19 protein-coding genes are annotated in these 22522 nt (G+C 72.0%); 9 read left to right on the top strand and 10 right to left on the bottom strand.

Annotated elements, in window-relative coordinates; genetic code table 11:
* Positions 1–41 precede the first annotated feature (41 nt).
* The gene (locus tag AC4IJH_RS24465; RefSeq protein WP_490853982.1) at positions 42–608 is read left to right on the top strand and encodes a DJ-1/PfpI family protein; all 567 of its coding nucleotides are present in this window, start codon (positions 42–44) and stop codon (positions 606–608) included.
* Between the two features lie 167 nt (positions 609–775).
* Here the strand turns inward: AC4IJH_RS24465 and AC4IJH_RS24460 are convergent, their stop codons facing one another.
* Together AC4IJH_RS24460 and AC4IJH_RS24455 are read right to left on the bottom strand one after the other, a co-directional pair.
* Positions 776–1474: an HAD family hydrolase gene (locus tag AC4IJH_RS24460; protein ID WP_490853981.1), complete on the bottom strand. Its 699-nt coding sequence runs from the start codon at positions 1472–1474 to the stop codon at positions 776–778.
* 54 nt (positions 1475–1528) lie between these two features.
* A complete protein-coding gene (locus tag AC4IJH_RS24455; RefSeq protein ID WP_490853980.1) occupies positions 1529–2035 on the bottom strand; it encodes a DUF6912 family protein in 507 nt (168 codons plus the stop codon).
* Between the two features lie 355 nt (positions 2036–2390).
* On the opposite strand from AC4IJH_RS24455, the gene AC4IJH_RS24450 reads away from it, so the two are divergent.
* Positions 2391–2855: an Rv3235 family protein gene (locus AC4IJH_RS24450; protein WP_490853979.1), complete on the top strand. Its 465-nt coding sequence runs from the start codon at positions 2391–2393 to the stop codon at positions 2853–2855.
* Positions 2856–2922: 67 nt separating this feature from the next.
* On the opposite strand, the gene secA is transcribed toward AC4IJH_RS24450, so the two are convergent.
* Complete coding sequence (secA, locus tag AC4IJH_RS24445) at positions 2923–5748, bottom strand: preprotein translocase subunit SecA (RefSeq protein WP_490853978.1); 2826 nt, start codon at positions 5746–5748, stop codon at positions 2923–2925.
* Between the two features lie 297 nt (positions 5749–6045).
* On the opposite strand from secA, the gene AC4IJH_RS24440 reads away from it, so the two are divergent.
* Together AC4IJH_RS24440 and AC4IJH_RS24435 are read left to right on the top strand one after the other, a co-directional pair.
* On the top strand, positions 6046–6633 hold the full coding sequence (locus tag AC4IJH_RS24440; RefSeq protein WP_490853977.1) for a GNAT family N-acetyltransferase: 588 nt from the start codon (positions 6046–6048) through the stop codon (positions 6631–6633).
* Between the two features lie 97 nt (positions 6634–6730).
* Positions 6731–7927: a winged helix-turn-helix domain-containing protein gene (locus AC4IJH_RS24435; RefSeq protein WP_490854017.1), complete on the top strand. Its 1197-nt coding sequence runs from the start codon at positions 6731–6733 to the stop codon at positions 7925–7927.
* A gap of 39 nt (positions 7928–7966) precedes the next feature.
* On the opposite strand, the gene AC4IJH_RS24430 is transcribed toward AC4IJH_RS24435, so the two are convergent.
* From AC4IJH_RS24430 to mtnA, 7 genes are all read right to left on the bottom strand, one after another.
* A complete protein-coding gene (locus AC4IJH_RS24430; RefSeq protein WP_490853976.1) occupies positions 7967–8722 on the bottom strand; it encodes a response regulator in 756 nt (251 codons plus the stop codon).
* Positions 8723–8955: 233 nt separating this feature from the next.
* On the bottom strand, positions 8956–9651 hold the full coding sequence (gene hpf / locus AC4IJH_RS24425; RefSeq protein ID WP_490853975.1) for a ribosome hibernation-promoting factor, HPF/YfiA family: 696 nt from the start codon (positions 9649–9651) through the stop codon (positions 8956–8958).
* Positions 9652–9981: 330 nt separating this feature from the next.
* Entirely contained in the window at positions 9982–10689 is a 708-nt protein-coding gene (locus AC4IJH_RS24420) for a ComF family protein (protein WP_490853974.1), read from the bottom strand.
* A gap of 122 nt (positions 10690–10811) precedes the next feature.
* Positions 10812–12698, bottom strand: a complete 1887-nt coding sequence (locus tag AC4IJH_RS24415) for an LpqB family beta-propeller domain-containing protein (protein ID WP_490853973.1) — start codon at positions 12696–12698, stop codon at positions 10812–10814.
* Positions 12688–14847 carry an MtrAB system histidine kinase MtrB gene (gene mtrB / locus AC4IJH_RS24410; protein ID WP_490853972.1) on the bottom strand — a complete coding sequence of 720 codons (2160 nt, stop codon included), beginning with the start codon at positions 14845–14847 and terminating at the stop codon, positions 12688–12690. Before mtrB ends, AC4IJH_RS24415 begins: the two co-directional genes overlap by 11 nt.
* A gap of 1 nt (position 14848) precedes the next feature.
* Positions 14849–15526 (bottom strand): two-component system response regulator MtrA, encoded by a 678-nt coding sequence (mtrA, locus tag AC4IJH_RS24405; RefSeq protein WP_490853971.1) that lies wholly within the window; start codon positions 15524–15526, stop codon positions 14849–14851.
* Positions 15523–16695 carry an S-methyl-5-thioribose-1-phosphate isomerase gene (mtnA, locus tag AC4IJH_RS24400; protein WP_490853970.1) on the bottom strand — a complete coding sequence of 391 codons (1173 nt, stop codon included), beginning with the start codon at positions 16693–16695 and terminating at the stop codon, positions 15523–15525. Before mtnA ends, mtrA begins: the two co-directional genes overlap by 4 nt.
* Before the next feature lie 152 nt (positions 16696–16847).
* Here mtnA and AC4IJH_RS24395 point away from each other — a divergent pair, with 152 nt between their 5' ends.
* The 5 genes from AC4IJH_RS24395 to AC4IJH_RS24375 are packed head-to-tail and all read left to right on the top strand — an operon-like array spanning position 16848 to position 22355.
* Positions 16848–18146 (top strand): DUF7847 domain-containing protein, encoded by a 1299-nt coding sequence (locus AC4IJH_RS24395; protein ID WP_490853969.1) that lies wholly within the window; start codon positions 16848–16850, stop codon positions 18144–18146.
* Between the two features lie 4 nt (positions 18147–18150).
* Positions 18151–18843 (top strand): DUF4129 domain-containing protein, encoded by a 693-nt coding sequence (locus AC4IJH_RS24390; protein WP_490853968.1) that lies wholly within the window; start codon positions 18151–18153, stop codon positions 18841–18843.
* Entirely contained in the window at positions 18840–20090 is a 1251-nt protein-coding gene (locus AC4IJH_RS24385; RefSeq protein ID WP_490853967.1) for a DUF4350 domain-containing protein, read from the top strand. Before AC4IJH_RS24390 ends, AC4IJH_RS24385 begins: the two co-directional genes overlap by 4 nt.
* Positions 20071–21036 carry an AAA family ATPase gene (locus tag AC4IJH_RS24380; protein ID WP_490853966.1) on the top strand — a complete coding sequence of 322 codons (966 nt, stop codon included), beginning with the start codon at positions 20071–20073 and terminating at the stop codon, positions 21034–21036. Before AC4IJH_RS24385 ends, AC4IJH_RS24380 begins: the two co-directional genes overlap by 20 nt.
* A gap of 8 nt (positions 21037–21044) precedes the next feature.
* Positions 21045–22355 (top strand): DUF58 domain-containing protein, encoded by a 1311-nt coding sequence (locus tag AC4IJH_RS24375; RefSeq protein WP_490853965.1) that lies wholly within the window; start codon positions 21045–21047, stop codon positions 22353–22355.
* The last annotated feature ends 167 nt before the right edge of the window (positions 22356–22522 follow it).

The raw sequence follows: 22522 nt of genomic DNA, 5'->3' as shown, positions 1-22522 counted from the left end.
GCGGGAAGGCGAGCACGGCACACAGCGCGGAGGTGGACGGCATGGCTGCCAAGATCCTGATCGTGACCGGTGACGCGGCGGAGTCCCTGGAGGTCCTCTACCCCTACCAGCGACTGCGCGAAGAGGGGTACGACGTCCATGTCGCCGCCCCCACCCGCAAGACCCTGCGCTTCGTGGTCCACGACTTCGAGCCCGGCTTCGACACGTACACCGAGAAGCCCGGCTACACCTGGCCCGCCGACCTCGCCTTCGCCGAGGTGGACGCCGGGCAGTACGTCGCCCTGGTCGTCCCCGGCGGCCGGGCGCCCGAGTACCTGCGCAACGACCCGGAGCTGCGCAAGCTCGTCAAGGCCTTCTTCGACGCCGACAAGCCGGTCGCGCAGATCTGCCACGGCCCCCTGCTGACCGCCGCCATCGGCGGCCTCAACGGCCGCCGCCTGACCGCCTACCCGGCCCTCGAACTCGACATGCAGGCCGCCGGCGCCACCTTCCAGGACTCCGAAGTCGTCGTCGACGGCACCCTCGTCTCCTCCCGGGCCTGGCCCGACCACTCCAGCTGGATGCGCGAGTTCCTCACCGTCCTCCGCGCCAAGGCCCCGGTGACGTAGCGCGATCAGGGTCGAACTCCAGCCGCTCCTCGCGGACGAGCCCAGCGAAATCAGCCCCTCCGGCGTTTGAGAAGGCCCGGCCGGCAGGCCCACGTTCCAGCCCGTCCGGCGCTTGAGGACCCCTAGGGCCTGTCGTCAAAGTCCCGTCTGCCTGGCGACGCCTGGCCCTAGGAGGCCAACCCCCGCGCCACCTCCACCGCTTCCGCCAACGTATCCACGATCGGCACCCCCGCCCCTGCGGCGACAAGGCTGTCCCGGGAGTGCGACCCACCCGTATAGAGCACCGCCAGCGCCCCCGCGCCCCGCGCCGCCACCGCGTCGTCCGCCGCGTCCCCGATCACGACCGTGCGCTCCGGCTCCACCCCGTCCCCCGCGAGCGCCGACAGATGCCGCACCATGTGCGCGCTCTTGCTCCCGCCGGACGGCCCCGTCCGCCCCTCCACCCGCACGAAGTGCGACTCGATGCCGAACTCCCGCACGATCGGTATCAGTTCGTCGTGCCCGTACATGCTCAGGATCGACTGGCTGCGGCCCGCCGACTGCCACCCCTCCAGCAGCACCTCGACCCCCTCGGCGAGCCCGCAGGCCGCCCGCCGCAGGGTGTAGTGCCGATGGAACGCCTCGTCCATGAGCTCCCACTCGGCGTCCGTCGGCAGCCGCCCCATCAGCCGCTCGTAGAACTTGGGGATCGGTACGCAGTACAGCTCGCGGTACCGCTCCAGCGTGATCGGCTCCAGCCCGATCTCCGCGAACGCGGCGTTGGTCGCGCCGATCACCGCGTCGAGGTCGTGAAAGAGCGTGCCGTTCCAGTCCCAGACGATGTGCGTCGCGTGCTTCCCCGTACCAAGCCCTGTATCCAGCCCCATATCAAGAAGGTACCCGCGCCCACTGACACCGCGACCGGCCCCCGCCCTCCGGCCTCACTCCACGAGGTGGGGGATCTCCTGCACCCCGAACCACATCAGGTCGTGGTCCTCCGCCCCGTCCACCGTGAACTGCGCGTCGTCATCGCCCAGATCCGCCGCCCCCAGCGCCGCCGCTGCCGCCGCGACATCCGCCTCGGCGTCGTCCGCGTCCACGTGCACCGCCGCCGCCTTGCCCATCGGCACCGGCCCCGCGATCCGCACCTCGCCCAGCGCCGCGGGGTCCAGCCCCCGGTCCGGGTCGGCCACCGCCGCGCCGTCCGGCACGTCCACGGCCACCACGACGCGCCGCCGCGCGGCCTGCGGATCGGCCGCCAGCCGCCGCAGGGAGGCCTGCGCCGCGCGGTTGAGGGCCGCGTACTCCAGCTCCTCGATGTCGTCGGAGACGTACCACTCGCGCAGGGCGGGGGTGACGGCGTACGCGTGCAGCGGGCCGGGGCCCAGCTCTCCGGCCTGGTGCGCCTCCGCCAGAGCAGGAAGGGTCATAGGTACATAGACGCGCATATCCGCCGCTTTCACTCGCTCCACCCAGGCTCGCGAACCACAGGCCGGCAAGCCTTGGCACCGTGGTGAGCACCGCAGTCGTGGACCCGCAGCCGTGGAACCGCGCAGTCAGCATACGGGCGAGAGTCCCCCATCGTGCCCCGGAGCCCCGCGGCGCCCCGCGCCCGGCGCACCGCACCCCCGCTCCCGCCCCGACCGGCCCGCCGCGTCCTCCATCCCCCTGATAGGTGAACTTTCCGCCCGCCGCGGCCGAGCCCATCTCCCCTTGCCGCCCCTTCCGCGCCGCCGGTAGAAGTTCCCCGACACGAAGCTACCGCCCGGTAATTCCGGGCCCGGCACAACGGGGGCGATCAGCATGGACAGGCGCTCGTACAAGGACCGGACCTCCTCGGCACCGCGCAGGGCGGCCGGTCCCGGCAGGACCAGGTCCGCGCCCCCGTCCCGCCGCGACAGCCGGCGCCCGGGCGGCGCGCTCAGGCGCCCGGAGCGCGACCGCCTGCCCCGCTACTGGTTCGCCGAGCGCCTGCTGCTCACCCTCAGCGGCCAGCGCCCCGTCCACGTCCTGCTGGGCCACGCGCTGCCGATCGCCTACGACCGGCTCATCGAGCTGGCCCCGCACGCCCCGCTGCGCCCGGCCGCCGCGTACGCCGGCACCCCTGCCGTACGCCACTGCGACGAGTTCCGCCCCCAGGACGGCGTCATCGAGGCCTTCGCCCGCATCGTCTCCGGCGAGCGGCTGCGCGCCCTGGCCTTCCGCCTGGAGCTCGGCGAGGACGCCCGCTGGCGCTGCGCCGCCTTCGAGCTGGAGTCCCGTACGTAGAGCGGACGCAAGAGGGCGGTCACCGAAGTGGTGACCGCCCTGCGCACCGTGCAGTGCCGGTATCGATCTACTTCTTGCGGCGACGCCCGCCCTTTTGGGCCTTGCGCCGCTCGGCGCGCGTGAGGCCGTCCGACTCCGAACGGGCCGGCGCGCCGTCCTCGTCGCTGGCGAAGTCGCCCTCGACCACGCCGCCCTCACCGTCCACCGTCGGGGCGGAGAAGTGCAGCCGGTCCGGGCGCTGCGGCGCCTCCAGGCCCTTGGCGTGGATCTCCGGGCGCCCGGCGCCCGCGGGGACGGCGTCCTGCGCGTCCTTGTCCAGCGAGGTCTTGGCGTCGGCGTCCACCGGGACCTCCTCGACCTGCTGCTCGACCTGGACCTCCAGGTTGAACAGGTAGCCGACGGACTCCTCCTTGATGCCCTCCATCATGGCGGTGAACATGTCGAAGCCCTCGCGCTGGTACTCCACCAGCGGGTCCTTCTGGGCCATCGCGCGCAGGCCGATGCCCTCCTGGAGGTAGTCCATCTCGTAGAGGTGCTCGCGCCACTTGCGGTCCAGGACCGAGAGCACCACGCGGCGCTCCAGCTCGCGCATGATGTCCGAGCCGAGCTGCTCCTCGCGCGCGGCGTACTGCGCGTGGATGTCCGCCTTGACCGCGTCGCCCAGGTACTCGGCGGTGATGCCGGCCCGGTCGCCGACCTCCTCCTCCAGCTCCTCGATGGTCAGCTTGACCGGGTAGAGCTGCTTGAACGCGCCCCACAGGCGGTCCAGGTCCCACTCCTCGGCGAAGCCCTCGACCGTCTCCGCCTGGACGTAGGCGTCGATGGTGTCGTCCATGAAGTGCTTGATCTGGTCCTGGAGGTCCTCGCCCTCAAGGACGCGGCGGCGCTCGCCGTAGATGACCTCGCGCTGGCGGTTGAGGACCTCGTCGTACTTCAGGACGTTCTTGCGGGTCTCGAAGTTCTGCTGCTCGACCTGCGACTGGGCGGAGGCGATGGCGCGGGTGACCATCTTGTTCTCGATCGGTACGTCGTCGGGAACGTTGGCCATCGCCATGACGCGCTCGACCATCTGGGCCTTGAACAGGCGCATCAGGTCGTCGCCCAGCGACAGGTAGAAGCGGGACTCGCCCGGGTCGCCCTGACGGCCGGAGCGGCCGCGCAGCTGGTTGTCGATACGGCGCGACTCGTGGCGCTCGGTGCCCAGCACGTACAGCCCGCCGAGCTCCTTGACCTCCTCGAACTCCGCCTTGACCGCGGCCTCGGCGCGCTCCAGGGCGGCGGGCAGCGCGGCCGCCCACTCCTCGACGTGCTCCACCGGGTCCAGGCCCATCTGGCGCAGCTCGGCCTCGGCGAGGTCGTCGGGGTTGCCGCCGAGCTTGATGTCCGTACCGCGGCCCGCCATGTTCGTGGCGACGGTGACGGCGCCCTTGCGGCCGGCCTGGGCGACGATGGACGCCTCCCGGTCGTGCTGCTTGGCGTTGAGGACCTCGTGGGCCACGCCGCGCTTGTTGAGCTGCTGGGAGAGGTACTCCGACTTCTCCACGGAGGTCGTGCCGACCAGGATCGGCTGGCCCTTCTCGTGCTTCTCGACGATGTCCTCGACGACCGCGGCGAACTTCGCGGGCTCGGTGCGGTAGATCAGGTCGGCCTGGTCCATGCGGACCATCGGCTTGTTCGTCGGGATCGGGACGACGCCGAGCTTGTAGATCTGGTGGAACTCCGCGGCCTCGGTCATGGCCGTACCGGTCATGCCGGAGAGCTTGTCGTAGAGGCGGAAGAAGTTCTGGAGGGTGATCGTGGCGAGCGTCTGGTTCTCGTCCTTGATCTCCACCCCTTCCTTCGCCTCGATGGCCTGGTGCATGCCCTCGTTGTAGCGGCGGCCGGCGAGGATACGGCCGGTGTGCTCGTCGACGATCATGACCTCGCCGTCGATGACGACGTAGTCCTTGTCCTTCTTGAACAGTTCCTTGGCCTTGATGGCGTTGTTCAGGTAGCCGACGAGGGGGGTGTTCACCGACTCGTAGAGGTTGTCGATGCCCAGCCAGTCCTCGACCTTGGCGACACCGGACTCGTGGATGCCGACGGTGCGCTTCTTCTCGTCGACGTCGTAGTCGCCGCTCTCCTCGATGCCGCGCTGCGGGTTGCCGGCCTCGCCCTTCTTCAGGCGCTTGACCAGCTTGGCGAAGTCGCCGTACCACTTGGTGGCGGAGTCCGCGGGACCGGAGATGATCAGCGGCGTACGGGCCTCGTCGACCAGGATGGAGTCGACCTCGTCCACGACCGCGAAGTTGTGGCCGCGCTGGACCAGCTCGTCCTTCGACCAGGCCATGTTGTCGCGCAGGTAGTCGAAGCCGAACTCGTTGTTCGTGCCGTAGGTGATGTCGCAGTTGTACTGCTCGCGGCGCTGCGCCGGCGTCATGTTGGCCAGAATGCAGCCCACACTCAGGCCCAGGAACTTGTGGACCCGGCCCATCATCTCCGAGTCGCGCTCGGCCAGGTAGTCGTTGACCGTGATCAGGTGGACGCCCTTGCCGGACAGCGCGTTCAGATACGTGGGCAGGGTGCCGACCAGGGTCTTACCCTCACCGGTCTTCATCTCGGCGACGTAGCCCATGTGAAGGGCCGCGCCGCCCATCAGCTGGACGTCGTAGTGGCGCTGGCCCAGCACGCGCTTGGCGGCCTCGCGGACCGTCGCGAAGGCCTCGGGGAGCAGGTCGTCCAGGCTCTCGCCGTCGGCGTACCGCTCCTTGTACTCATCGGTCAGCGCCCGCAGCTCGGCGTCGGAGAGGGCGGCGAAGTCCTCTTCGATGGAGTTGACCTGGCCCGCGATGCGGTGCAGTTTGCGCAGGATCTTTCCTTCGCCTGCACGCATGATCTTCGTCAAGACGGACACTAGGGCTGGTCTCCTTGCCGGTCGGGCTTGGCGCGGTGGGTTCCCCCGCCGCAGGAGGGGGAGGGTGCGCGGGCGCGGCATTTTTCCAGGGGGCAGGCCCCGCCGCAACGGCCATCGTAAGGTAGGACCCCACCCGGCCGGGAGGTCCGCCGCCGCGGAGGCACCGCGAAGGGCGGTATCCCCGGTCTTTCCGTACCGGCCCCTCGCCCCCTAGAACGTGTCAGGCCCGCAGAAGGTGCCGGGCGGTCCGGGAAAAACCCCTCGCCCCGGCCCGGGCCCGCACCGCAGACTCCCCGTATGGAGCCCGTCACTCTCGCCACCGAGCGCCTCGTCCTGCGCCCGCCGGCCCTGTCCGACGCCCCCGATGTGCACGCCGCCTGCCAGGACCCCGACATTCCGCGCTACACGAACGTGCCGTCCCCTTACGGCCTCCAGGACGCGGAGCAGTTCACGGGCACCGTCTCCCCCGAGAACTGGCGCGCGGACACCGGGTACAGCTTCGTCGCCCGCACCCGCGCGGACGGGGCGCTGGTGGGCTGCATCGGCCTGGTCCGCCTGGACCGGCTGCACACCGCCGACCGGCAGGCCGAGATCGGCTACTGGACGGCGAAGGAGCAGCGCGGCAAGGGGTACACCGCCGAGGCGGCCCGCGAGGTGGCGCGCTGGGCGCTGGCCGAGGTCGGCGTGGAGCGCCTGGAGTGGTTCGCCGAGGTCGGCAACGAGGGCTCGCGGGCCGTCGCCCGCAGCGCCGGGTTCCACATGGAGGGCACCCTGCGCGCCCGGCTGCTGCACGGCGGCACCCGCCGGGACGCCTGGGTCGGCTCGCTGCTCCCCGCCGACCTGGGCCTGCCCTCCGCGACGCCCCATCTCCCCTTTCCCCGCTGACCAGTTCGCCGCGCCCGCGGCCAAAGCGCTGCCGCGGGCGTTGTCAGTGGCCGCCCCTACGCTGTCGGGCATGACAGCAGCGAAGTCCCCCAGGCCCATGACCTCTCTGTCCGCCGACGAGGCGCGGCGCCTGGCGCTGCGCGCGCAGGGCCTGCTCGGGGCGCCGGACCGCCGCGCGGGCGTGGGCGGTGTGCTGCGCAGCCTGGGCGCGGTGCAGCTGGACACCATCTCCGTACTGGCCCGCTCCCACGAGCTGATCCCCTACGCCCGCCTCGGCGCGGTCGGCCGCCCGGCCGTGGAGGCCGCCTACTGGACTCCCGGATCGGCGGCGGCGCCCGACGGCGCGCCGTCGCGGCGGCCCCACAGCTTCGAGTACTGGTCGCACGCCGCCTGCATCCTGCCGGTGGAGGAGTGGCCGCACTTCGCCTTCCGTCGCCGGGCCTACCGCGCCAAGGGTCACCGCTGGCACATCATGCAGGACTCCGAGCGCTCCTGCACCGCCGTAGTGGACCGCCTCAAGGCCGACGGCCCGCTGACCACCACCGAGCTGGGCGGCGGCAGGAAGGGCGGCGAGTGGTGGGACTGGTCCGAGACCAAGATCGCGGTGGAGTGGCTGCTGGACACCGGCGCGGTGGTGTGTACGCAGCGCCGCGGCTGGAAGCGCGTGTACGACCTCGCCGAGCGCGCGATCCCCGGCGATCTCCTGCACGACGACCTGGACGACGCCGAGTGCACCCGCCGCCTGGTCGCCCAGGCCGGGGCGGCGATGGGGGTCGCCACCCGCGCGGATCTGGCCGACTACCACCGCCTCAAGGCCGAGCAGGTCGACGCCGTCATCGAGGGCTCGGGCCTGGTGCCAATCGAGGTCGAGGGTTGGGGCAAGCCCGCCTGGGCCGATCCCGCCGCCCTCGCCACCACGCCCCGCGGCCGCCACCGCACGACCCTGCTCTCGCCCTTCGACTCCCTGATCTGGGACCGCCCGCGCACGGAGCGCATCTTCGGCTTCACCCACCGCCTGGAGGCCTATGTGCCCAGGCCCAAGCGGATACACGGCTATTTCGCGATGCCGCTGCTGGCCGGCGGCAGGCTGGTGGGCCGGGTGGACCCGGCCCGCGAGGGCTCCGTGCTCATCGCCCGCCAGGTCTCGATGCGCGATGCCAAGGCGGTGCGCCCCATGGCCCAGGCCCTGCGCGAGGCCGCCGAGTGGGTGGGCTGCGACAGCGTACGCATCGAGCGCTGCGACGACCCCGCCCTGGCCACCGCACTGCGCGCCGAAGTCGCCCAACTCGCCTGACAAAGATGAGGAGTTGCCGCCCGCAGCCCCTGGATTCCGCTAGCGGATCTCCAGGATCTTCTCCCGCATCGCGTAGACCACCGCCTCCATCCTGGAGTGCAGCTGAAGCTTCTCCAGGATGTTGCGGACGTGGTTCTTCACGGTGTTCTCGGAGATGAACAGTTCCTTGGCGATGTCGCGGTTGTTCATGCCCGTGGCGACGAGCTTGAGGACCTCCAGCTCTCGGTCGGTCAGGCGCGGGGCCGGCACGAGCCGGCGTTCGTCCGTGCGCTGGATCATCGACTTGAACTCGGTCAGCAGCTTGGACGCCATCGACGGGCTGATCTGGGACTGGCCGTCGGCGACCGCGCGGATGGCGGTGGCCACCTCGTCGGTGGAGATCTCCTTGAGGAGATATCCCGTGGCCCCGGCCTTGATCGCGTCGTAGAGGTCGGCCTCCTCGTCGCTGATCGTCAGCATGATGATCTTCGCGCTGGGGGCCACCTCCTTGATGGAGGTGCAGGCCTCGATGCCGCCGCGCTTGGGCATCCGTACGTCCATCAGCACGATGTCCGGCAGCAGGTCGGCGGCCTTGTCCACCGCCTCCGCGCCGTCCCCGGCCTCACCGACGACCTGGATGTCCTCCTCCTGGGCGAGCACGATCTCCAGGCCGCGGCGGAAGAGCGCGTGGTCGTCCACCACCAGGACCCTGATCGGCTCCTTGCGCGACAGGCTCGCGTCCATGCCGGCACCACCGCCCCCGGAACCGTCGTCACCGGCGGACGCGCCACGCACGGGACCGAAGCTGTCCCCCATCGTTCCTCCCCGTCAACTACTCGGCCGGAAGGCCAGAGCTTGGAGATAAGGCTGGTTGACAACAGCCCCCTGCGGCCAGCCCGATCAACGCCATACAACGGTCTCCCCGGCTACTCGCCGTTTCGTGCCCACAAGCACCCTGGCTGGCACAGACACTATACGGCCTCAACTCCTGCCTCTCGCAGGCGCAATGGTGCCCCCGGCGTGCACCGGGGGCACCCTGCCGACGGATATCAGCCGCCGAGCGCGCCGCCGGCGCCAGTGGGCGCCTCCTCGGCGAACGGGTCGGAATTCAGCCGGATCACGCCGTAGTCATAGGCGTGGCGCCGGTAGACGACGCTCGGCTGTTTGGTGTCGATGTCGACGAAGAGATAGAAGTCGTGGCCCACCAACTCCATCTCGTACAGCGCCTGGTCCAGCGCCATCGGCGCGGCGGCGTGGGTCTTCTCCCGGACCACCAGGGGGCCTTCACCCTGGATCTCCAGCGAACCCATCCGCGTGGTGGGCACCTTGGCCTCGCCCGCGGACTCCTCCGCCGCGGTCTCCCCGTGGCCGTTCAGGCGCGCGGCGTCGGGGACGGTGACGGCGACCTCGCTCGCCGGGATGCGGCCGTTGCCGCGGCGCGAGTGGCGCTTGTCGTGCTGCTTGCGCAGCCGCGCCTCCAGCTTGGCCGTGGCCAGGTCCAGCGCGGCGTACGGGTCGGCGGCAGATGCCTCGGCCCGGACGACCGGGCCACGGGAGCGGAGGGTGATCTCCACTCGGTCGGAACGGTCGGCCTGCCGCGGGTTGGGCTCCTTGGACACCTCGACGTCCAGGCTGATCACCTTGCCGTCGAGCTTCTGAACCTTGTCCAGCTTCAGCTTCTCGGCCACGTGCTTGCGGAACCGCTCGGGCACCTCGGTCTTGCGGCCCTTGACGACGATGTCCACGCAGAACTCCGTTCCCGGATCGCTCCGCTCAGCGGGCGGAGCAATTCCTTCTTGCACCAGACTCCGGTAATTGCCGAAGCCTCGGACTTGGCGACTTTCACCTCCTCCTCCCCCACTGACAAGATCTCCACGCCAGCGTTTTGCGAGCCACTGCAAGCGTTGCCGCATAAGCCCGTAAGCGCACTTATCCCGGCAAGTGAGGCAAAGCGTCTGCCAAGTCCTCACAACCGAACATAGCTCGCCCGGACGGGTGTCGGCACCCCCTCACGGCCGCTAGCTCCGTTTGGGTGATTTTTCGCCCTCGTTACCTGCAACGATTAATTTTCCCGGTCAGTTCCAGTTGATTTCGAAAGCAGCGTGCGGCGCAGCCACCACTGCGGCACCGGCAACCCTTCCACCAGCGCTCTTCACGGCCCGCGCGGCTTCCGCGAGCGACGCCCCCGTGGTCACCAGGTCGTCCACCAGCACCACTGGAGCCGCCTCCAGCAGCCTTTCGGCACCCCGTACGGCCTCCAGGGCACCCGAGAGATTCTCCAGCCGCTGTCGAGCGCTCAGGCCCGCCTGGTCGGCCACCGGGCGCCGCTGCCGCAGCACCGCCAGCACCCGCGCCGCGGCACCGGCCCCGCGCAGCTCGCCCGCCGCCGCCCGCGCGATCCTGCGCACCGGGTCGTGGCCCCGCCCGGCCACCGAGCGCCGGGCCGAGGGTACCGGCACCAGCAGCAGCGGCCCGCCACCGGGCCCCAGGGCGCGTACGGCACCGGCCAGCGCCGCGCCCAGCGGGCCCGCCAGCCGCAGCGCACCGCGCTCCTTGTGCGCGAGCAGCACGGCGCGCACCTCGTCCGCGTACACGGCGGCGGCGCTCACCCGGGGCAGCCCCGCGGGCACCGGATCGGGCCGCACCCGCCCCGGCCCACGCCCGCCACGGCCGCGCGACAGCACCCGGCGGCACTCCTCGCACAGCTCGGTGCGCGGACGGCCGCACCCGGCGCAGTCGACGGGCAGCACCAGGCCGGTGAATTCCTGCCACAGACCGCGCATGTCTCCACCTTGCCGCCGTCCGCGGGCCGAAACCACCCCCTGTGGAAAACTCCGCGCGGCCGCCCGGGGACGGGCGCAAATGCGGCGCCGCGGTCCGCTCTCCCGCCCCGCGGCCCGCCGCCTCAGCCCGGGTAGACCGGCGCCGTGCCGTCCTTGGCCACCGTCTTCCAGTTCGCGTCCAGCGGCAGCCGTACGATCCCCTCGGCCGCCAGCGCCAGCAGCGGCCGGGACTCGTCCTCCGAGGCCGCCACCGCCTTCACACCGTTGACCCCGGGCAGCGTCTGGGCGTTGGAGGCGGAGCCGTCGGTCTCCATGTACTGCATCTGCTGGACGCCGCCGGACTCCCGCCCGACGACCACCAGGCGGCTGCCGCCCGCCCAGGAAGCGGCCGCCACGTCCTCCAACTGCGGCGCGATGGGCCGCAGTTCCTGGACGGCGAGCTTGGGGTGCTCGGGGGTGCCGCCCCGCTCGACCCGGCCCAGCTGCAGGGTCGTACGCCCCTTCTCCTCCACCAGCAGGGCGATACGGATGCCGTCGGCCGCCATCCGGACGGCCTTGATGCGCCGCTCACCGAGGCCGGGCACCGAGACCTCCTCGGGCTCCTCGGTGCCGTGGCGCAGCCGCAGCAACCGCGAGCCGTCCTCGTCGGCGTCCGCGATCCACAGGTCCCCCAGGCCGTCCCAACTGGGCGCGGTCAGGCCGTAGTTCTTGTCCGAGGACCGGCTGCGCAGGCGCACCTCGCCCTGCTCGGCACCGTCCTGCAGCGGAGCGACGTACAGCGCACGGCCGTTGGTCAGGACGCCGGCCGCGATGTCCTCGCCGCGCGAGACGCCGACCGAGCGCAGATGGAGCTTGGCCCTGCCGAACGGCCCGGGGACGGGAGTCGGTTCCGTACCGCTGTCGCCCGTGCTGACCACCCGGTGGTCCTGGTCGATGAAGTACTCCTTGGGAGTGGCGTGGCCGTAGCGCTTGCGCGGGGCGAACTCCCGGTTGGCCTGATCCTGCGTCAGCACGCACAGCGAGCCGCCGCTCTCGCCCTGGAGCTCCACCTCACTGATCTTGGAGGCGCGCGTCATGTCCTGGACGGTGTAGAGCAGTTGGGCCGCCATCCGCCGGCACTGGCCGGTCTCGATGTGCTCGGCCTGCTTGCTCAGCCGCACCCGCAGGGCGTTGGAGTCGTCCAGGGACAGCCCCTTGTCCTTGAGGGTGGTGCCGGTGGGGAACGCCGTCGAGGTCACCTGGTTCAGCCAGTTGGTGGGGCCCTCCAGGAGGGCCCTGGCGCTGGCGGTGACGGGGTCTATGCGCTGGCGCAGATAGACGGGGTCGGCGACGAGCACGTTCTTGTCCGCCCTGGCCTCCCGCGCCTCGGAGTTGTAGGACGCGAAGTAGTACTTGTTGACGGAGCGGTATATGCGCTGGAAGTCGGAGAGCCCCAGCACCAGCCCGTTGGGCAGCCGGTCGATCCGCCACTGGTCCCCCTCCTTGATGAGGTGGATGCCGACCTTGTACTGCTTCTCCTGCGGCGTATAGGCGTGCTTGCTGTCCACGGTCGCGATCTGGCTGCCCGAGAGGCCGACCGTATAGCCGTCGGAGTCCTCCCGGTTGAGCTGCCCGGTGTCCTTGGCCGTCGGCCGGTCCTGGAGCACGTTGGTGCCCACGAACGGGTCCCAGGTGTCCCGTACCGACTTGGCCAGGTACTGACGGGCCGTGGGGAAACGCTCCTCGTCGCTGGTCGTCGCGTCCAGGAAGCCGCGGACCACCGCGATCGGCGAGGCGCCGTCGCGCGGCGGCACGCCGTAGACCCGCACCTGCGAGTCCCGCTCGGCGCGCGGCGACTGGTCGACCTCCGTGGGGTCCCCGCTGTCCGGCATGGAGGCACAGCCCGCCAGCACCAGCGCGCCGCAGCCGAGCAGCGCGAGGGCGCGGGTACGCGCGCCGCGCGCCCTACGGGGCCCGGCGCCGCCCGTATCCAGGGCGCCGCCTCGCAGCCCGTCACGTTCAGCGCCCACGAAGCTCGCCCTCCTGATGCCCGCCCCGTCCGTCCTCGGCCGTCCCCGCCTCGGCGCGTACGCCACGGCCCGGCCCCCTGCCGTCCCCGGAAACCGCCGGTCCCGCGGTCCCTGTGGGGCGCGGGGTCCGTGTGCCGTCCGCCCGTGCGCCGTCCGCCGGCCTGCCCTCGCCCCGCGCCCCGTCGGCCGTCTCCGCGCCGGGCGCCACCACACGGGCGCCGTTGCCCGGCAGTGCCGCCGGGCCCGCCGTCGAGGAGGTGGCCGCCGCGAGCGGGCCGGGGGCGCGGGACTGGGCGGGGATGGTGGTGTTCTTGCGCCCCGCGCCGCGCGCCTGGCCGTGGTTGCGCTTGCGGTTGCGCCGCGAGTCCTCGGGCTCCAGGGATATCGGGGAGCCGCGCAGCGCCTCGCCCGCCGTACGCGGCAGCGTCAGCCGGAACTGCGAGCCGCCGCCCGGCTCGCCCCAGGCCTGCAGCCAGCCGCCGTGCAGCCGGGCGTCCTCGACCGCGATCGACAGGCCGAGGCCGGTGCCTCCGGTCGTACGAGCCCGGGCCGGGTCCGCGCGCCAGAAACGGTTGAACACCCTGGTCGCCTCGCCGGGCTTGAGGCCCACGCCGTAGTCGCGCACCGCGACCGCCACCGAGCCGCCGCGCCGGTCACCGGCGGAGGCCAGGCGCACCACCACATCGCGCCCCTCGCCGTGCTCGACGGCGTTGACGACCAGGTTGCGCAGCACCCGCTCCACGCGCCGGGCGTCCGCCTCGGCGACCACGGGCTGCTCGGCGCCGCGCACCAGGATGCGGCTGCCCTTGCGCTCGGCCAGCGGCTCGGCGCCTTCGATGACGCGGTGGACGACATCGCGCAGGTCTATCGGCTCGGCCTCCAGCGCGGCCGCTCCCGCGTCAAACCTGCTGATCTCCAGCAGGTCGGCGAGCAGCGACTCGAAGCGGTCCAGCTGGCCGCGCAGCAGCTCCGCCGAGCGGGCGGTGGCCGGGTCGAAGTCCTCCCGCGCCTCGTGGATGACGTCCGCGGCCATCCGTACGGTCGTCAGGGGCGTGCGCAGCTCGTGCGAGACGTCCGAGACGAACCGGCGCTGCATCCGCGACAGCTCCTCCAGCTGCTGGATCTTGACCTGGAGGTTCTGCGCCATCTTGTTGAAGGACTCGCCCAGGCGCGCGATGTCGTCCTCGCCGGTGACCTTCATCCGTTCCTGGAGCAGCCCCGCCGCCAGCCCCTCGGAGATCCCGGCGGCCATCCGTACGGGCGAGACGACCTGGCGCACCACCAGCCAGGCGATCGCCCCGAGCAGCGCCACCAGGAACACCCCTGCCGTGGCCAGGGTGGTCTTCACCAGGGTGAGGGACTTCTCCTCCTGGTCCAGGGGGAAGAGGTAATAGAGCTGGTAGGGGTTGCTGTTGGCGTCGCTCAGCCGCTTGCCGATGACGAGCGCGGGCACCCCCTCCTCGTGCCCCTTGCGCTTGATCTGGGTGTACTGCCGAAAGGACGTACCGGTCTTGCCGTCCAGCTTCTGGCGCAGCTCCAGCGGCACGCTCAGCTCGGGGTCCACATCGCCCGAGGCGCGGGGGCCGCGCGGGCCCTGGGTGCTGTCGCCGAAGGGCTGTTGCACCTCGGAGTCCGTGCTGAGCGCCACGACCGAGAAGACGCCCTTGCCGCCGCTGGCGAGCTGCTCCACCAGGCTGGTCAGCCAGGTCGCCGAGTCCTGCGTGCCGCGGTTTCCGGTCCGCGATCCCTCGTCGGCGCGGGCCTCGCCGACGCCGTCGGCCATCTTCTGCGCGGCCGCGAAGCCTCCGGCTGCCTGACTCTGGGCGGCCTGCCGCTTGGCGTCCATCAGCCCGTTGCGGACCTGCACGATCACCACGATGCCCAGCAGCACCACCACACCCAGCGACATCACCAGGGTGGAGGCGACCACCCGCAGCTGGATGTTGCGCCGCCACAGACGCAGCGCGGGCAGCAGCGGACGGCGGACCCAGCGGCCGAACAGCCGCAGCAGGGGGTGGACAGGGCCGCTCGACGCCCCGTCAGGCAGCAACTGCCCACCCCTCAACAAACGCTCGAAAAGGGACATTCTTCCCGCCGTGCCGACGGTCCGCCCCCGCCTGTTCCCCGGAGCCGAACCGTCCCGGGGCATATCAGCTGGGTCCGGCCTTATAGCCGACGCCGCGCACGGTCACCACGATCTCCGGCCGCTCCGGGTCCTTCTCGACCTTGGAACGCAGCCGCTGCACATGGACGTTGACCAGCCGGGTGTCGGCGGCATGGCGATAGCCCCACACCTGCTCCAGCAGCACCTCACGGGTGAAGACCTGCCACGGCTTGCGGGCCAGCGCCACCAGCAGGTCGAACTCCAGCGGCGTGAGCGCTATCGACTGCCCGTCCCGCTTGACGGAGTGGCCCGCCACATCGATGACGAGGTCACCGATGGCCAGCTGCTCCGGCGCCGGCTCCTCCGACCGCCGCAGCCGCGCCCGGATCCGGGCCACCAGCTCCTTCGGCTTGAACGGCTTGACGATGTAGTCGTCCGCACCCGACTCGAGCCCGACCACCACGTCGACAGTGTCGCTCTTGGCGGTCAGCATCACGATCGGCACCCCGGACTCGGCCCGGATGAGCCGGCACACCTCGATGCCGTCCCGTCCGGGCAGCATGAGGTCCAGGAGTACGAGGTCGGGCTTGGCGTCGCGGAAGGCGGCGAGAGCCTTGTCGCCGTCCGACACGAACGACGGTTCAAAGCCTTCGCCGCGCAGCACGATGCCGAGCATCTCTGCCAGTGCGGTGTCGTCGTCGACGACCAGGACGCGTCCCTTCATTCGGCCATCATCCCATTACCTGATCGTGACTTACCGAATCGTGAGGTGGAACACAGTTCCACAAGATCGTTACCGACCACCGGGGAGATCACTCCGGCCTCCGTGACGATCGCGGTCACCAGCTCGGCCGGCGTGACGTCGAACGCCGGGTTGTAGGCCTGCGCGCCCAGCGGTGCCACCGGTATCCCCACGCCCGCCTCCGCCCCGCCCCCCGGAACCTGCGGCACCATGAATTCCGTCACCTCGTGCCCCGGACGGTGCTCCACCTCGATCAACGCTCCCTCCGCTGTCCCCAGATCCACCGTGCTGGTCGGCGCCACCACCACGAACGGAACGTGGTGATAACGGGCCAGCACCGCCAGCGGATAGCTGCCCACCTTGTTGGCCACCGACCCGTCCGCCGCGATCCGGTCCGCACCGATCAGCACCGCGTCCACCTCACCGGCCGCGAACAGCGACCCCGCCGCCCCGTCGGCGAGCACGGTGTACGCCATGCCGGCCCGCGCCGCCTCGTACGCCGTCAGCCTGGCCCCCTGCAGCAGCGGACGGGTCTCGTCCACCCACAGCCGCCGCAGCTCCCCGGCCCGGTGCACCGCCAGCGCCACCGCCAGGGCGGTCCCCTCGCCCCCGGACACCAGCGCCCCCGTGTTGCAGTGCGTGAGGATCCGGTGGCCGCCACCCGGCAGCAGCTCCCCCAGCAGCGCCCGTCCCAGCTCCGCCATCCGCGCGCTGGCCTCGGCGTCCTCGGCATGCACCGCGCGGGCCTCGGCCAGCGCCGCGGCGGCGGCCTCCCCGCGTCCCGCACCGCCGCCGAGCGCGGCGTGAAAGGCCCCGGCGGCCCGCCGCACGCCGTACCCGAGATTGACGGCGGTCGGCCGCGCGTGCGCCAGGGTCTCGGCGGCGTCGTCCACATCGAAGCCCCGCGCGGCTGCCAGCGCGACGCCGTACGCTCCCGCGATCCCCAGCAGCGGGGCCCCTCGCACGGCCAGCGTCCTGATCGCCTGGACCAGGGCCGGAACATCCGTGCACACCAGCTCCACTTCCTCGGCCGGCAGCCTTGTCTGATCGAGAAGGACCAGTACGGGCCCCTCAGGCGGCTCCTCCCAACGCAACGACGCGACTGCGGGTGCCTCGGCGCCCGCCATGGACAGCTCGTACCGATCGGCCATCCGACCAGTCTGCCGCCGAGAGGCGGTGCAGCAGAAGGTCTCCTCCGGGGAAGGGGCCCGGCACAAAGCCCCGTGCGCCATGACACGATGACTGACACCGCGGACCCCGGACCCCGGCCGCCCTCGCGGACGGGCAGCATGAAGGAGCGACGATGAACAACTCTCCGGGCTGGGCCTCGCCCGGATCCTCCCCCTCCGACGAGCCGGACCGCGGCCCTCAGGAGCAGTCCTCCCCCGCCGACCGGCCCGGCCCCTCCGGTCAGCAGCCCCCGTCGCAGTGGTCCACCCAGCAGCCGCCCTCCGGCCAGTGGTCCGCCCCCACCGGGCCCGGCCCCGGCCAGGACGCCCCCGGACCCCAGAGCGGCTGGGGCGGCGGACCCGGCTGGGGCACCCCCTGGGCCCCGCCCCCGGCCGCCAAACCCGGCGTCATCCCGCTGCGCCCGCTGGGCATAGGCGAGATCCTGGACGGCGCGGTGTCCACCATGCGCGCCCACTGGCGCACGGTGCTGGGCATCTCGCTGGTCGTCGCGGTGTTCACCCAGACCGTCAACACCCTCGTCAGCGGCCTCTTCCTCGACGACGCCGTCAGGATGAGCTCGCTGGAGAACAACCCCGACGTCGCCCTGAGCGAGGCGCTCAGCCAGATGAGCACGGCACTGCTGAGCAGCGGCATCGCCTGGCTGATCAGCATGCTGGGCGTCGTCGTGGTCACCGGGCTGCTCACCATCGTCGTCAGCCGCGCCGTCCTGGGCCGCTCGGTGACCACCGGCGAGGCCTGGCGGGACGCCCGCGGCCAACTGCCGCGTCTGCTGGGCCTCCTCTTCCTGGTCCCGCTCATGATCGTGGCCATCATGGCCGTGTGCATGGCCCCCGGCTTGCTCGTGGCGTCCACCGGCGGTGCCGCCGCCGTGGGCACCGGAGCCCTCCTCGTCGGCCTCGGCGGTCTGGCGGCCGCCGTGGTGGGCGTATGGCTGTGGATCCGCTTCTGCCTCGCCGCCCCGGCGCTGATGCTGGAAAAGCAGGGCGTCCTGACCGCCATGCGGCGCTCGGCCAAGCTCGTACGCGGCAGCTGGTGGCGGGTACTGGGCGTCCAGCTGCTCACGGTGGTCCTGACGATGCTGATCCAGTTCATCGTGCAGATCCCGGCCGCCCTCATCGCCGTTCTCGTCAGCGGCCAGAGCTTCATGGACCTGGCGGAGGGCACCGGCGGCACCGGCTGGACGTTCCTGATCGTCAGCGGCATCGGCGCCGTGATCAGCTCCACCATCGCCTTCCCGATCAGCGCCGGCGTCACCTCGCTCCTCTACATGGACCAGCGCATCCGCCGCGAGGCCCTCGACCTCGAACTGGCCCGCGCCGCCGGCCTGCCCGGCTACGGCAGCGACCCGCAGGGCGCAGCCGGCTCCCCCGCCGCCCCGCAACAGCCCACCGACCCCGCCCCGGAGAGCTGATGCGATGACGGCAGGGGGGAGGAGGGCCGCGCTCGCGCACCTCATGGTGCGCGCCGGCGACGACGTACCGGTGAGGACCCCGCGCGACCCCGCCCGGGAGGCGGCGGAACGCGAACTGTCCAACCCGGCGTACCACCAGAACGACCCCAACCCGCTGATGCGTGCCCTGAACTGGTTCTGGGAACGCATCGACGAACTGTTCAGCGCCGCCGCCGGGGCCACGCCCGGCGGCTGGGCCGGACTCGTGGTCATCGTCGCGGCCGTCCTCCTCCTGGCCGTCGCTCTGCGGCTGCGGCTCGGCGCCCTGCGCCGTACGCCCTCCACCGGGGGGACGCTCTTCGAGGACCGCCCCCGCACCGCCGCCGAACACCGCGCCGCCGCCGAGCACCACGCCTCCCGACTCCAGTGGAGCCAGGCCGTCCAGGAACGCATGCGGGCCATCGTCCGCTCCCTGGAGGAACGCGCCCTGCTCACCCCCGCCCCGGGCCGCACCGCCGACGAGGCCGCCACCGAAGCAGGCCGCACCCTGCCCGGCCACGCGGAGCGCCTGCACTCCGCCGCCCGCGCCTTCGACGACGTCACATACGGCGGCCGCACCGGCACCGAGCGGGAGTACGCCCTGCTGAGCGCCCTCGACACCGACCTGCGGCAGAGCAAGCCCCACCTGGCCACCGCCCCACCCGGGAGCGGCGCATGACCGCACCGCCCACGGCGCCCCCGGCCGAGACGGCCGCCGAGGCCACCTCCGTCTCCCCCACGGCCCGCCGCCTGTGGACCCGCTCCCGCGGCCTGCTGCTCGCTCTGGTCATCCTTCTCGTGGGCGGCGCGATCTTCGCCGCCCTGCGCTCCGGAGAACAGCACGGGCGCCTGGACCCCCGCTCGCCGGACCGCTACGGCAGCCGGGCACTGGCCGCACTGCTCTCCGACCGCGGCGTCACCACCCAGGTGGTGACCACGACCGAGGAGGCCGTCAGTGCGGTCGGCCCCGGCACCACCCTCCTGGTCGCCGCCCCCGACCTCCTCAACTCCCGCCAGCTGGACACCCTCCGCAAGGCCACCCACGACACCGCGGGCCGCACGGTCCTCCTCTCCCCGGGCCCGACAGCGCTCGGCGCCCTCGCCCCCGGCGTCCAGAGCGCACCGCCCACCCAGGTCACGCCCCGCCCCCCGGACTGCTCCCTGCCCGCGGCCCGCAGCGCGGGCGACGCGGAGACCGGCGGCCTGCGCTACTCGAGCACCACTCCCTCCGCCGACCGCTGCTACCTCAGCGACGGCATGGCCACCCTGCTGCGCCTCCCCGCCTCCGCCGACCGCGACACCGTGCTCCTCGGCTCGCCGGACTTCCTCTACAACCACCGCCTGGCCGAGCGCGGCAACGCCTCGCTCGCCCTTCAACTCCTCGGTTCCCAACGGCATCTGGTCTGGTACCTCCCCTCGGTCAGTGACCCCGCGTCCGCCCAGGACGCCGACCGCAACTTCCTCGAACTCATCCCCGCCGGCTGGCGCTGGGCCCTGCTCCAACTCGCCGTCGCCGCCGGCCTCGCCGCCCTCTGGCGCGCCCGCCGCCTGGGCCCCCTGGTCCCCGAACGGCTTCCCGTCGTCGTCCCCGCCGCCGAGACCACCGAGGGCCACGCCCGCCTCTATCAGCAAGCCAACGCCCGCGACCGCGCCGCCGCAGTCCTCCGCTCCGTCACCCGAACCCGGCTCGCTCCCCTCCTGGGCGTGCCTCCCGCGCACGCCCACACCCCCGAAATCCTGCTCCCCTCCATCGCCGCCCATCTCTCCGCGGACGGCACACCCGCCGCCCCGCTCCACTCCCTGCTCTTCGGAGCACCCCCCGTCGACGACAAGGCCCTGGTCCACCTGGCCGACCAACTCGACGACCTGGAACGCTCGATCCTGTCCCAAGAGAGGCACGCCCCCCGTGAGCACCCCGACCGCTGACAGCGCACGCGCTTCCCTTGAGGCCCTGCGCACCGAGATCGCCAAGGCCGTCGTCGGCCAGGACCCCGCCGTCACCGGCCTGGTCGTCGCCCTGCTCTGCCGCGGTCACGTCCTGCTCGAAGGCGTCCCCGGCGTCGCCAAGACCTTGCTCGTACGCTCCCTCGCCGCCACGCTCGAACTCGACACCAAGCGCGTCCAGTTCACCCCCGATCTGATGCCGAGCGACGTCACCGGCTCCCTCGTCTTCGACTCACGCACCGCGGAGTTCTCCTTCCAGCAGGGCCCCGTGTTCACCAACCTCCTGCTCGCCGACGAGATCAACCGCACCCCGCCCAAGACCCAGGCCTCCCTCCTCGAAGCCATGGAGGAACGCCAGGTGACCGTCGACGGCACCCCCCGTCCGCTCCCCGAGCCGTTCCTCGTCGCCGCCACCCAGAACCCCGTCGAGTACGAGGGCACCTATCCCCTCCCCGAAGCCCAACTCGACCGCTTCCTGCTGAAGTTGACGATCCCTCTGCCTGCCCGCCAGGACGAGGTCGACATCCTCACCCGCCATGCCGCGGGCTTCAGCCCCCGCGACCTCGACGGAGCGGGCCTGCGCCCGGTCGCCGGCCCCGCCGACCTGGAAGCGGCCAGGGCCGCCGTCGCCAAGACATCCGTCTCCCCCGAAGTCACCGGCTACATCGTCGATATCTGCCGTGCCACCCGCGAATCCCCCTCGCTCTCCCTCGGCGTCTCCCCCCGAGGCGCCACCGCTCTGCTCTCCACCTCACGGGCCTGGGCCTGGCTCACCGGCCGCGATTACGTCACCCCCGACGACGTAAAGGCCCTCGCTCTCCCCACACTCCGGCACCGCGTCCAGCTCCGCCCCGAAGCCGAGATGGAAGGAGTCACCGCCGACTCCGTCATCAACGCCGTCCTCTCCCACCTCCCCGTCCCCCGCTGAGCGACACCATGACCCTCACCGGACGCACCGCCCTCTTCGCCGCCCTCGGAGCCCTCTTCGTCGGCCTCGTTCTCCCGAGCTGGACCGGCATCCTCACCGCCCAACTCGCCCTGCTGATAGCAATCTTGTGCGACCTGGCACTCGCCGCGCCAGTCCGATCGCTCCGTTTCACCCGATCCGGTGACACAACAGTTCGACTCAATGGCGAAGCCGAGAACCAGCTCACCATCACCAACCCGTCGAACCGCCCGCTCCGCGCCGAAGTCCGCGACGCCTGGCCCCCCAGCACCTTCGCCCCCGGCACCGAAATCGCCGCCTCGCGCCACCGCCTGCGCGTCCCCGCGGCCGAGCGCCGCCGCATCACGACCGCCCTGCGGCCCACCCGCCGCGGCGACCACCAGGCCGTACGCGTCACAGTGCGCTCGTACGGCCCCCTCGGCCTGGCAGCCCGCCAGGGCAGCCACCATGTCCCCTGGACCCTGCGCGCCCTGCCGGCCTTCACCAGCCGCAAGCACCTCCCCGCCAAGCTCGCCCGCCTGCGCGAACTCGACGGCCGCACCAGCATCCTGACCCGCGGCGAGGGCACCGAATTCGACAGCCTCCGCGACTACACCCCCGGCGACGACACCCGCTCCATCGACTGGCGCGCCACCGCCCGCCGGCAGTCCGTCGCCGTCCGCACCTGGCGCCCCGAACGCGACCGCCGCATCCTCCTGGTCCTGGAAACCGGCCGCACCTCGGCCGGCCGCGTCGGCGACACCCCTCGCCTCGACGCCTCCATGGATGCCGCACTCCTCATGGCCGCCCTCGCCACCCGCGCCGGCGACCGCGTCGACCTCCTGGCGTACGACCGCCGGGTACGCGCCTCGGTCCAGGGCCGCACCGCCCGCGACCTCCTGCCCGCCGTCACCAACGCCCTGGCGCCCCTGGAACCTTCGCTCGTCGAGGCAGACGCCCGTGGTCTGGCCGCAGCCATCCACCGCAGCGCCCCCCGCCGTTCCCTCATCGTCCTGTTCACCGGCCTCGACGCCGCCCCCATGGAAGAGGCACTGCTGCCCGTCCTCCCCGGCCTGACCCGGCGCAACGAAGTCGTCGTCGCCGCCGTGGCGGACCCCCGCATCGAAGAAATGGCCTCCTCCCGCCACACCCCCGAAGCCGTTTACGCTGCCGCGGCCGCCGAGCAGACCCGCGCCGAGCGCCGTCGCACCGCGGACCGCCTCCGCCGCCACGGCATCACCGTCGTCGACTCCACCCCGTCCCGCCTCGCCCCTGACCTCGCCGACACCTACCTCACCCTGAAGGCCACCGGCCGCCTCTGACAGATGACAGAACAGTTCCTCACCAAGCCTCGGGGGCGGTCTGGGGATATCTGCCCGTAAACGCGGAAAAGCCCCGCACCATACGGTGCAGGGCTCCCCACAAAAATTGTTCGGCGGCGTCCTACTCTCCCACAGGGTCCCCCCTGCAGTACCATCGGCGCTGAAAG

The organism is Streptomyces sp. UF-297 (genome assembly GCF_058245575.1).
This window is presented reverse-complemented; position numbering and strand designations above follow the sequence as displayed.

Bases quoted from the DNA above. Each gene is read 5' to 3' on its own strand.
- AC4IJH_RS24465 (WP_490853982.1), top strand. From the start codon at position 42: ATGGCTGCCAAGATCCTGATCGTGACCGGTGACGCGGCGGAGTCCCTG.
- AC4IJH_RS24460 (WP_490853981.1), bottom strand. From the start codon at position 1,474: ATGGGGCTGGATACAGGGCTTGGTACGGGGAAGCACGCGACGCACATC.
- AC4IJH_RS24455 (WP_490853980.1), bottom strand. From the start codon at position 2,035: ATGCGCGTCTATGTACCTATGACCCTTCCTGCTCTGGCGGAGGCGCAC.
- AC4IJH_RS24450 (WP_490853979.1), top strand. From the start codon at position 2,391: ATGGACAGGCGCTCGTACAAGGACCGGACCTCCTCGGCACCGCGCAGG.
- AC4IJH_RS24440 (WP_490853977.1), top strand. From the start codon at position 6,046: ATGGAGCCCGTCACTCTCGCCACCGAGCGCCTCGTCCTGCGCCCGCCG.
- AC4IJH_RS24435 (WP_490854017.1), top strand. From the start codon at position 6,731: ATGACCTCTCTGTCCGCCGACGAGGCGCGGCGCCTGGCGCTGCGCGCG.
- AC4IJH_RS24430 (WP_490853976.1), bottom strand. From the start codon at position 8,722: ATGGGGGACAGCTTCGGTCCCGTGCGTGGCGCGTCCGCCGGTGACGAC.
- AC4IJH_RS24420 (WP_490853974.1), bottom strand. From the start codon at position 10,689: ATGCGCGGTCTGTGGCAGGAATTCACCGGCCTGGTGCTGCCCGTCGAC.
- mtrB (WP_490853972.1), bottom strand. From the start codon at position 14,847: ATGCCCCGGGACGGTTCGGCTCCGGGGAACAGGCGGGGGCGGACCGTC.
- mtrA (WP_490853971.1), bottom strand. From the start codon at position 15,526: ATGAAGGGACGCGTCCTGGTCGTCGACGACGACACCGCACTGGCAGAG.
- mtnA (WP_490853970.1), bottom strand. From the start codon at position 16,695: ATGGCCGATCGGTACGAGCTGTCCATGGCGGGCGCCGAGGCACCCGCA.
- AC4IJH_RS24395 (WP_490853969.1), top strand. From the start codon at position 16,848: ATGAACAACTCTCCGGGCTGGGCCTCGCCCGGATCCTCCCCCTCCGAC.
- AC4IJH_RS24390 (WP_490853968.1), top strand. From the start codon at position 18,151: ATGACGGCAGGGGGGAGGAGGGCCGCGCTCGCGCACCTCATGGTGCGC.
- AC4IJH_RS24385 (WP_490853967.1), top strand. From the start codon at position 18,840: ATGACCGCACCGCCCACGGCGCCCCCGGCCGAGACGGCCGCCGAGGCC.
- AC4IJH_RS24375 (WP_490853965.1), top strand. From the start codon at position 21,045: ATGACCCTCACCGGACGCACCGCCCTCTTCGCCGCCCTCGGAGCCCTC.